Origin of the sequence: Actinophytocola xinjiangensis (assembly GCF_001921215.1) — a bacterium.
Lineage (GTDB): Bacteria > Actinomycetota > Actinomycetes > Mycobacteriales > Pseudonocardiaceae > Actinophytocola > Actinophytocola xinjiangensis.
Window position 1 is genome coordinate 184,125 of sequence record NZ_MSIF01000007.1, and the last position, 11,447, is coordinate 195,571.

Here is an 11,447-nt window from a genome sequence, read left to right on the forward strand (position 1 = left end):
ACAGTGCTCTCTCAGATCTCGTCCATGAGCTCGGTGATGACCTCGTCGGCGACCTCGGTCAGGACGTCGGTCAGGATGTTGGCGAGCACGCCCTGGGAGATCGACGAGGACGTGCGGAATCCCCGGTTCCCGGCCGTGCGGACGGCGTCGCGCACCTCGCGGAACGCCGTGTCGAGCGCTGCGGCCAGGCCGGCGGCGCGCCCGTCGTCGTCCCAGTCGCGCGGGCAGCGCAGCTCGATCTCCAGGCCCCGGTCGCGGTGGGCGGCGATGATCTCCACCACGTGCGGCGAGCGGTGGTCGGGGTCGATGGTGACGTCGGCCGACAGGTACCGGATGCCCGACCCGCCGCCCATGTCCTGCGCGCCCAGGTAGTTGAGGCTGACCTGCGGGCGCAGCGCGGCCAGCTCGTCGTGTTCGGTGCCCAGGCCGGTGTCGAACGCGAGCAGCGGGCCGAAACCCGCGCCCCGGTCCGGCAACCGGTCGAACGAGCGGCGCACGACGTCCACGGTGTCGGCCGGGTCCCCGCCCACCCGCACCAGGTGCGGGTAGACGCAGGTCAGCCAGCCGACCGTGCCGGTCAGGTCGTGGTTGCCGGCGATCGGCTCCCGGCCGTGGCCCTCCAGTCCCAGCAGCACCCGGTCGCTGCCCGACACCGCCGCCAGCGCCCGGCCGACCACGGCGACGACCGCGTCGGCCGGGCCGGCGCCGTAGCGTTCCCGCACGGACTCCACCAGCGAGAAACCGTCGGACTCGGTCAGCAGGACCGTGCGGGACGCGGTGTCGCGCCGGGCCACCGGCTCGGCGTCGAACAGCGGGCCGGTGCCGGCGGCCGCGCGGGCCAGCTCCAGCCAGTACGGCAGCTGGGTGCGGAACCCGCCGCGCTCGGCCCTGGCCCGCACCGCGTCGGTCCACCGCGGGAACGGGATGGTCCGGGTGGGCGCCGGGGCGTCCGGGTCGGCGAGGAAGGTGTGCAGGTCGGCCAGCAGCACGCCCCAGGACACGACGTCCACCGCCAGGTGGTGCACGGCGATCGCGACCTCGTCGCCGCGCTGCCCGAGGCCGGCCGCCGCGCTCACCACCGGCCCGCCCAGCGGGTCGACGATCCGTTGCAGCAGCGAGAGGTAGTCGGTGAGCACCGGCTCGGTCAGGCCCGCCGGGGCCCACTCGACGTGCAGCAGATCGTGGCGCGGGGTGTCGACCTCGCGCACGCTCAGGCCACCGGTCCCGTCGATGCGCAGCCGCAGCAGGTCGTGGTGGCCGACCAGCCGGGCCACCGCCCTGGTCAGCCGGTCCAGCGTGACCGGCTCGTCCAGGGTGATCACCAGGCAGTGGGTGAACACCCGGGTGTGGTTGGCCGGGTCGGCGAGGAACTCGCGCTGCACCGGGCTGGGGGTCAGCGGCCCGGAGTGCGGGCCGGTGTCGTAGCGCCCGGCGCCCGCACCCGCTCCCCCGGCGGCGGCGATCAGCTTCTCCAGTGACCGCACGCTCGGGTTGCTCAGCAGGTCGGCGACCTGCACGACGATGTCGTTCTCCTTGAGCCGGGCCACGACCTGGATGGCCTTGATGGAGTCGCCGCCCAGGTCGAAGAAGCTCGTGTCCGCGTCGATCACCGGCACGCCGAGGATGTAGGACCAGGCGGCGGCCACCGGGCCGACGGACTTCTCGTCCGGTTCCGGTCGCTCGGTCGTCTCGGTGGTGACGCCGGGGACCGGCAGGGCGGCGGTGTCGACCTTGCCGTTCTTGTTGAGCGGCAGGGTGTCGGTGGCGACGACGAACGACGGGACCATGAACGCCGGCAGCGTGCGGCGCAGCGCGGCCCGCAGCTCGGCGGTGCGGGCGGTGCCGTCGGCGAACACCACCCACAGGCACAGGTTCTTCGCCTGGCCCGCCTCGTGCAGCCCGGCGTGCGCGGCGGCGACGTAGGGCTGGGCCACGGCGGCGTGGATGATCTCCGCCAGCTCGATGCGGTAGCCGCGCAGCTTGATCTGCTGGTCGATCCGGCCGGTGTAGTAGAGCAGGCCGTTGCTCTTCATCGTGACGATGTCGCCGGTGCGGTAGAGCCGCGGCGCGGGCACCCCGTCGACGGTGACGAACCGCCGCGCGGTGAGGTCGGGCTTGTTCAGGTACCCGTCGGCCAGGCCGGACCCGCCGATGTACAGCTCGCCGCCGACGCCGACCGGCCGGGGCGCGAGGTTCTCGTCGAGCACCCACAGCGAGGTGTCGTTGACCGGGCGGCCGATGGGGATGGCGTCGTTCTCGTCGAAGGTCTCCAGCACGTGCACGGTGGCGAACACGGTGGTCTCGGTCGGCCCGTAGGCGTGTGCGAGCCGGCCGGGGCCCAGCCGCTCGAACCCGCGCCGCACGTGCACCGGGGAGGCCACCTCGCCGCCGAACACCAGCCGCCGGACGCTGCCGAGCGAGTCGGCCACGTTGTCGATCAGCGTGTTGTACAGGGCGGTGGTGATGAAGAAGCTGGTGACCTGGTGGCGTTGGATGATCGCGCCGAGCCGGTCGAGGTCGAGCAGCGACTCCCGGTCCACCAGCACCAGGGTGCCGCCGTTGGTCAGCGCGCCGAACATGTCGTAGACCGAGCCGTCGAACGAGTAGTCCGAGTGCATGAGGAACACGTCCTCGGCGCTCGCCGGGTAGAACACGGCCTGGTGGGCCACGCGCAGCACGGCGCGCTGGCGGGCGACCGAGCCCTTCGGCGCGCCGGAGGTCCCCGAGGTGTACATGACGTAGATCTCGTCGGCGCTGTCACCGCCCAGACCGGGGTCGCGTTCGTCGTCGCTGGCCGCCAGGCAGGACGGGACGTCGGTGACCCGCAGGCGGTCCGAGGCCAGTTCGCCGGCGCGGTCCAGTCGGTTGCCGGAGGCGATGAGCACCACCGCGCCGGCGTCCTCGACCATCGCCCGCAGCCGCTCGACGGGGAACTCGGTGTTGAGCGGGACGTAGTGACAGCGCGCCTTGAGCACCCCGAGGATCGCGGTGATCATCTCGAAGGAGCGGTCCATCAGCAGCGCCACCGGCGAGTGCGGTGCCACACCCCGCCCGAGGAGACTGTGCGCGACCCGGTTGGCCCTGGCGTTCAGCTCGCCGTAGGTCAGCGTCTCGCCGCCCAGCACCAACGCGGTCTTCTCGGGCGCGGCGTGGGCGTTGGCCTCGAAGAGCCCGGCGATGGAGGTCTCCACCGGCACCGGGGCGTCGCCGGTGGCCAGGCGGGTGAGCAGCTCCCGCTCGCGGTCGGGGAGCAGGTCCAGTTCCCCCAGCGGGGCGGAGTCCGCCGCCGCCAGGACAGACCGCAGCAGGCGGGCGAAACGCTCGGCGTAGAGCTCGATGGTCTCCGCGCGGAACAGGCCGGTGGAGTACTCCCACTCCAGCAGCAGCTTCCCGCCGGACTCCCGGGTGCTCAGGGTGATGTCGTACCGGGCGCTGCCGTCGTCGAACTCGACCAGCCGCTCGCCGTCCTGCTCCAGGCCCAGGTCGGTGTTCTGGTGCACGAAGCACACGTCGAACAGCGGTCGGCGGCCGGCGATCCTCGGCGGGCCGAGGTCCTCGATCAGCAGGTCCAGCGGGTAGTCCTGGTGCTCGAACGCGTCGAGCACGGTCGTGCGCAGCCCGGCGAGGAACTCGCCGACGGTGTCGGTCGGCTCGGCGCGCACCCGCAGCGGCAGCGTCGCCACGAACATGCCCACCAGGTCCTGGTAGGCCAGCTCCGGCCGGCCGTGCACCGGGGCGCCGATCACCACGTCGTGCTGGCCGGACAGCCGGGACAGCAGTTGTTGGAACACACCCAGCAGCACCATGTAGAGGGTCAGGCCGCGCTCGCGGGCGAAGCGGGTGGCCGCCGCGAGCGTGTCGCCGTCGATGCTGGTGAACAGGGTCGCGCCGGTGGCGGCGCTGGTCTCCGACCGCTGCCAGTCGGTGGTCAGCTGGAGCGCCGGGACCTCGTCGTCGAACTGGGCCAGCCAGTGCGCGCGGTGCGGGGCGAGCGCGGTGGCGTTCTGCCGTTCCAGCAGGCCCCGCACGGCGGCGCGGTAGCCGGGGACCAGCGGGGGCAGCGGTGTCCCGTCGGCGATGGCCGCCAGGTCGCGGAACAGGATGCCCATCGACGTGCCGTCGGTGACGATGTGGTGGATGTCGATGGCCACGCCGGTCACGCCGTCGGTGAACTCGAACAGGCCGAACCGGAACAGCGGCGCACTGTCCAACCGGAACGGTCGCACGAAGTCGGCCATCTCGGTGCGGGCCACGCTCTCGTGTGTCTGACCCGGCGCGGGCGGCGGCAGCGGCCGGTGCTCCACGGCGATCGGCACCTGCGCGTGCACCCGCTGGAAGGGCTGGCCGCCGATCACCGGGAAGCTGGAACGCAGGCTGTCGTGCCGGGCCACCAGGACGGCCAGGCAGCGCTCCAGCTCGGCGGCGTCGAGGAAACCGTCGCTCAGCATCAGCCCGCTGACGTTGTAGGCCAGCGAGTTCTCGTCGATCTGGTGGGTGACGAACATGCCGCGCTGGGCGGCGGTCAGCGGCAGCTCGTAGTCCTGCGCCTCGCTCGTCCCGCGCGCCCGCTCGGCGGCCAGCCGCGCCCGCACCCGGTCCAGGTCCAGGCCGTGGCCGTTGATCACGACGTCGGCGAACTCGTCGAAGGTCGGGGTCGCCAGCAGCGCGCTGAGCGGAACGTCGAGCCAGAACGCCGAGTTGAGCAGCTGGGTGATCTTCACCGAGGAGATCGAGTCGCCGCCCAGACCGAAGAAGTCGTCGGTGCCCTGGATGTCCGGGTAGCCCAGCACCTGCGACCACACCAGGCGGACCGCGTCGCGCGCGGCACCGTCGGGCTCGGCCGGGTCGGTGTCGAGGGCGGTGTCGAGGTCGGCGACTCTGGCGCGCAGCGCGGCCACCGGGTCGTGCTCTGGCTGCTGGTCGGTCGCGCCGGGGCGGACCGTCTCGTCCCAGTGACGCACCCGGCGCAACAGCTGCGCCGGCAGCGGAACCCGGCGCGCCCCCGGCGACGGGGGCAGGTCGGCGAACGGTCGGGGCGCGGCGGCCAGGAACGCGGCGGCCGAGGCGGCCAGCGCGCGGTGCTCGTCGGCCAGCACGGCCCGCAGGGCGGTCCCGTCGGTGGCGACCAGGCCGCCGTCGGGCAGCGGGGTGTTGGCGCGGTCGTCGTCGGCCAGGGCACGCAGCCCGGCCAGCAGGTCCTCGCGGGTGCGGGCCAGCACGACCGCGCGCACGTCGTGGTGCTCGCGGCCCACCCGCAGGGTGTGGCCGACGTCGTCGACCCGGAGGTCGGGGTAGGTGTCGAGATGGTCGGCGAGCCGGGCCGCCGTGCGGGCCAACAGGTCACCGTCACGGGCCGACAGCGGCAGCAGCTGGAACCCGGTGTCCCCGTCGGGACGCGTGGCCGGCGGCGCCTCCTCCACCACCAGGTGGCAGTTGGTGCCGCTGAGGCTGAAGGCGCTCACCCCGGCGCGGCGGGGCGTCGGCCCCTCCTCCCACTCGGTGAGCCGGTCGCACACGTAGACCGGGGCGTTGGCCAGGTCGAGGAACTTGTTCGGCACGTCGAAGTGCAGCGACGGCGGGATGACCCGGCGGTCCAGGCACAACAGGGTCTTGATCAGCGAGGCGAGACCGGCCGCGCCGACCGTGTGCCCGATGTTGGACTTCACCGAGCCCAGCGCACAGAACTGCCTGCGGTCGGTGAACTCGGCGAACGCGCTGGTCAGGCCCTTGATCTCGATCGGGTCGCCGAGTTCGGTGCCGGTGCCGTGGGCCTCGACGTAGGACAGCGACTCCGGGGAGATCCCCGCCCGCCGCCACGCGCCGACCAGCAGGTTCTTCTGCGCCTGCGCGTTGGGCGCGGTCAGGCCGTTGCTGCGGCCGTCGTTGTTGACCGCGCCGCCCAGCAGCACGCCGTAGACGTGGTCGCCGTCGGCCCGCGCCCGCGACAGCGGCTTGAGGTAGACCGCGCCGACGCCCTCGCTCCACACCGTGCCGTTGGCGGAGGCGTCGAACGCGCGGACCTGGAACTCGTCGGACTCGGTCTCGTTGCCCAGGCTCGACGGGGACAGGAACAGGTTGACCGCGCCGACGAACGCCGAGTCGCAGTCACCCGCGCGGATGGCCTTCACCGCCGCGTCCACCGCGACCAGGCCCGAGGAGCAGCCGGTGTCGATGACGCTGGCCGGGCCCCGGAAGTCGAACAGGTAGGACAGCCGGCTGGCCAGGATGCCCGACCAGGAACCGGTCACCGCCGAGAAGTCCATCTCGGACAGGAACGGCAGGTAGGAGGTGATCAGCCGGTGGGTGTGGTCGTTGCCGACGAACACCCCGGTGGTCGTGCCGCGCAGGCCGTCGCGGGAGTGGCCGGCGTCCTCCATCGCCTCGACGAGAACTTCCATCAGGTTGCGGTGGTAGGGATCCAGCGCGGTGGCGTCGTGCGGCGGGATGCCGAAGTACTCGGCGTCGAACAGGTCGACGCGGTCGAGGTAGCCGCCCCGGCGCACGGCCTCGGTGCTGCCCTCGACGCGGCGCAGGTCGGCCAGCCGCGACGGCGGGAACTCGCCGATGGACTCGCGGCCCTCGACGAGGTTGCGCCAGAACTCGTCCTTGTTCGCCGCGCCCGGGAACCGGCAGGCCAGGCCGACCACGGCGACCGGCTCGTCGCGTTCGCGGGCCGGCTCGCCGATCGCCCGGATGAACTCCTTGGCGCGGTCGACGTCGAGTTCCTCCCGCTTCACCTGGGTGAGCAGGTAGCGCAACAGGTCCTTGCGGAGTTCGGCGTTGGTGCTCATCCCCGAGCGCTCCCGTCGACGTCGGCGAACAGGCCGGTCAGCTCGTCGTCGCCGATCTCGTCGAGGACCTCCAGCAGCGACTGGTCGGTCTCGGCGGTCGCGCCGGACTCGGCGGGCGGCGGGGCCGGTGCGGCCGGTTCGCCGATGTGCTCGGCGAGGCTGACGACCGTCGCGTAGGAGTACAGGTCGGCGATGTCGACCCGCCCGGGGTAGACCTCGTCGATCAGCCGCAGCAGCTGGGCGGTCATCAGCGAGTTGCCGCCCAGGTCCTGGAAGCTGGCGTGCGCGTCGAACTCGGTCAGGCCCAGCACGGCGCCGTAGGCCGCGCCGACCCGGTTCTGCACCTCGGTCGGCTCCGGCAGGCCGAGAAGCCGGACCTCGGTGACCTGGCCGTCGGCGGCGGCCGGGTCGGTGCCGGCGCGGGCGAGGGCGGCGGCGATGTCGTCGTCCACCAGGAACGGCAGTTCGCCCAGGCACTCGCGCAGCACGTCGAGGTCGAAGCGGGACGGGACCACGCCGTCGGCCGGGGCGCGCAGGAAGTGCGCCAGCCAGCCGAGCCCGTCGCGCACCGACACCGGGCGGAACGGCGAGTCGCCGTCGCCGACGCCGTAGGCCACGGCCATCCCGACCTCCGACCAGGTCGGCCAGTTGACCGACACCGCCGGCACGCCCCGTGAACGCGAGCGGGCGGCCAGCGAGTCGAGGAAGGCGTTGGCGGCGCAGTAGTCGCCCTGCCCCTGACCGCCCATCAGCGCGGTGATCGAGGAGAACAGCACCAGGAACGCGCCGGGGTGGGCCTGCGCCAGGTCGGCCATCGCCACCCCGCCGTCGACCTTGGCCGCCAGCACGGCGTCGTAGGCCGCGCGGGTCTTGGTGGCCAGGAAGCCGTCACCGGCGACCCCGGCGGCGTGCACGATCCCGGTGAGCGTGGTGCCCTCGGTGTCGAGCCGGGCGGCCAGCGCCGCCACGTCGCCCGCGTCGGCGACGTCGCAGCGGACGTACTCCGTGCCGGGCAGGTCCGCCAGCCGCGCGGCGGTCCCGGCGTCGGCCGGGCCGCGGCCGGTGAGGATGACGCGGCGGGCACCGTCGCGGACCATCTCCCGCGCCACGCTCAGGCCAAGACCGCCGAGACCGCCGGTGACCAGGAAGACGCCGTCGCGGTAGCGCGGGTCGTCCTGGTCGTCCTCGCCGGCCTCGGTGTGGCCGAGCCGGCGCAGGTAGGTCCGCCCGTCGCGCAGCGCGCGCCAGACCGAGCCGAATCCGGCGAGACATTCCCGCAGGACGTGCTCGAGGTCGGCGTCGCGGCGCACGTCGAGCGCCTCGGCCTTCAGGTGAGTGTGCTCCTGGCCGATCACCTGGGCGAGAGCGGCGGTGGCCGCCGAGTACGGGTCTGTCGTCTCGTCGGCGTCCACGACCTGCCAGGCCTGAGCTGTCAGGACCTTGAGACCGTGGGGCAGTGTGACCCGGTGGGCCACGAAACCCTGGTAGAGGGTGAACAGCGCGTCCACCCCGAACGTGCGCCGCCGGGTGTGCGTCGCGTCGGGGTCGGCGGAGTGGTCGGTGGCGAACAGGACCCCGCGCACGTCCTCGGCGCGCAGCCGCTCGCACAGCAGCGCGAGGCCGTCCGGGTCGGCGGCGAACACGTCGCCCTCGGTGTGCTCGCCGAGGAAACAGGCGACCGCGCGGTGCCCGAGGGCCTCGACGCCGGCCACCAGCCGGTGTCCCGCCGGGTTGTCCAGCGCCAGCACCGCCCACGTCGCCGGCTCCACAGTGGACTCGTTGCGGGGCACCGGGGTCCACTCGGCGATGAGGTGGCGGCGCGGGCCGCCCAGGCTGAAGCGCCGCCAGTCGACCTTCTTCACCGTGTAGTCGGTGATCCGCGCGAACGGCCGGCCCTCGACGTCGACCAGGTCGACGTCGTAGGTGATCGTCTCCCCGTCCTCGCTGTCGTCGCGCACCGTGCGGATGCGCGAGTAGCAGGCCGGCGGCATCGGCCCGAACAGCTCGATGCTCTTGTACAGGTAGGGCAGGAACGTCTGCCCGCTGTTCTGCGAGATCAGGTTGACCGCGTTGTCCAGCTTCGCCGGATGCAGCCCGAGGTCGTCGGTCTCGGCCGGCACGTCGTCGGGCAGCCGCAGCAGGGTCAGCGCGCCCGCCGGGTCGTACCAGACGGCGCGCACGTTGTCCCAGCGCGGACCGAACTGGAACACGCCCGTGTCGGTCTCGGCGACGTACGGGTCGGTCACCTCGGTGGCGGCGGCCTTGAGCGCCGCCAGGTCGATCGGCTCACCGGGCTCCGGCGCGGTCAGCGGGGCGACCCGGCCCTCCACGTGGGTGACCCACTCGCCGTCCCGTTCGCTGGACACCTCGAAGGTGTGCCCGGTGCCCGACCGGGTCAGCCGGGTGCGCACGGTCGCGCCGTCGACCTCGTCGACCGCCAGCGGCACCAGGAACACCACGTTGTCCATCCGCAGGGCCGGCGAACCGGTGAGCGCCACCGTCGCGGCGCGGACCATCTCCAGGTAGGTCGTCCCGGGAATCACCGGCACCGAGACGATCCGGTGGTCGGACAGCACCCAGTGCTCGGCCACGCTGACCGTGTTCTCGAAGACGATCCCGCCGTCGGCACGGCTGATCTCCGCGCCCAGCAACGGATGCCGCCGGCCGGTGGCGAAGTTCTCCACCTGGGTCCGCAGCGGCCGGGTCCAGTGCCGGGTCCTGGCGAACGGGTAGGTCGGCAGCGGCACCCGGTGGCGGGTCTCCCCGGCGTGCAGCGCGGCGAAGTCCACCACGCCGCCGCCGGTGTAGGCGCGGGCCAGTTCGGCCAGCGCCGCCGGGTCACCGCCGTCCCGGTACCGCGCCACGGCCGCGTCGGCCGTGGCCGACAACCGCTGGCGAACCCGCGCGGTGATCTCGCCCTCGCCGAGGTCACCGCGCCGGTCGCTGACCACGGCGTGCGTGCCGTGGAAGATCCCCCGCCGCTCGTCGGTGCCCAGGCCGCGCTCGCGGAGCCGGTCGATCGACTCCGCCAGTTCCTCGGTGGACCCGGCGACCACCAGCACCCGGTGCTCGTGGTGGCCGCGCCCGATCGCGGCGGTGTAGCAGATGTCGGCCAGCGACCAGGGGGCGTCGGCGAGCATCGCGGCGTAGCGGTCGAGCAGTTCGGTCAGCGCCTGTTCGGTCTTGCCGCTGGCGGTGAAGCAGTAGCGGTCCCGCTCCTGCGGGGCCCGCTGGTAGCGCGGCGCCTCCTCCAACACCATGTGGCAGTTGGTGCGGATGAAGCCGAAGGAGCTGATCCCGGCCCGGCGCGGGTGACCGTCGGTGTCCCAGGGCACCAGGCGGTCGTTGACGTAGAGCGGGCCGTCGGTGAAGTCGATGTAGGGGTTGGGCACGTCGAAGTTGGCCGACGGCGCGAGCGTCCCGGTCTCCAGCGCCCGGACGACCTTGGCCAGCGACGCCGCGCCGGAGGCGGCGACCATGTGGCCCATCGTGGTCTTGAGCGACCCGATGCCACAGAACTGCTTGCGGTCGGTGTGTTTGCGGAAGGCGTTGGTCAGGCCCTTGACCTCGATGGGGTCGCCGAGCACCGTGCCGGTGCCGTGGGCCTCGACGTAGGTGATGGTCTCCGGCGGCACCCCCGCCTTCGCCCACGCGTCCAGGATGACCTTCTCCTGGGTCAGCGCGCTTGGCGCGGTGATGCTGTTGGACTGGCCGTCGTTGTTGATCGCCGACGCCTTGATCACCGCGCGGATGTGGTCGCGGTCGGCCAACGCCTTCTTCAGCGGCTTGAGCAGCGCGATCCCCACGCCCTCGCCCCACAGGGTGCCGTTGGCGCGGGCGTCGAAGGTGCGCACGGTGTCGTCACCGGCGATGACGCTGTCCATGGTCGCGCCGGTCATGAAGCTGGTCCTGGGCTCGCCGCCCGAGGACAGGTTGATCCCGCCGGCCAGCGCCATGTCGCACTCGCCGAGCAGCAGCGACTGGATGGCCTGGTGGATGCTGACGCTGCCCGCCGAGCACGCGGTGTCGGTCATCAGGCACGGACCCTTGAGGTCCAGCACGTAGGAGATCCGGCTGGCGATCATCCCCTCCCACGAGCCGGACAGCTGCATGGGGTGGCGCTCGGAGAACATCCGGTAGTACGAGTAGTTCGAGTGGTCGCGGCCGAGGAACACGCCGACGTTCGCGCCGACGGCCGCCTCGCCGCCGTAGCCGGCGTTCTCGAGCGCCTCGTAGGCGACCTCCAGCGCGACCCGCTGGTTGGGGTCCATGTAGTCGGCCTCCAGCGGGGGGATGCCGAACAGCCGCGCGTCGAACTGGTCGATGCGGTCGAGGTAGCCGCTGACCGAGTAGAGCCGGTCGAGGTCGGCCTCGGCGACCGGCGCCCCCAGGATCAGCTCCGCGTAGTACGGGTTGCGGAACACCTCGTGCATGTCCTGCTTGCGCTGGCTCGGGTAGTCGCGGATGCAGTCCCGGCCCTCGGTGAGGAAGTCCCAGAACTGGTCGACGCTGGTCGCCTCGGCGAACCGCCCGGCCAGGCCGACGACCGCGATGTCCTCGTGCACGCGGGCCTGCGACAGTTCCAGCAGCAGCCGCTTGGCCCGGTCCCGGTCGATGTGCTGGGCGGCGAACTGTTCGAGGACGAAGTCCCTCACA

General features: G+C 72.7%; 2 protein-coding genes. Both read right to left on the reverse strand.

Annotation, left to right across the window (positions count from 1 at the left end; all coding sequences use genetic code 11):
* Positions 1 to 11: 11 nt before the first annotated feature.
* On the reverse strand, positions 12 to 6,791 hold the full coding sequence (locus BLA60_RS17025; protein ID WP_075133870.1) for a non-ribosomal peptide synthetase: 6,780 nt from the start codon (positions 6,789 to 6,791) through the stop codon (positions 12 to 14).
* Positions 6,788 to 11,446 (reverse strand): SDR family oxidoreductase, encoded by a 4,659-nt coding sequence (locus tag BLA60_RS17030; RefSeq protein WP_211288755.1) that lies wholly within the window; start codon positions 11,444 to 11,446, stop codon positions 6,788 to 6,790. The genes BLA60_RS17025 and BLA60_RS17030 overlap by 4 nt, the downstream gene beginning before the upstream one ends.
* Position 11,447 lies beyond the last annotated feature (1 nt).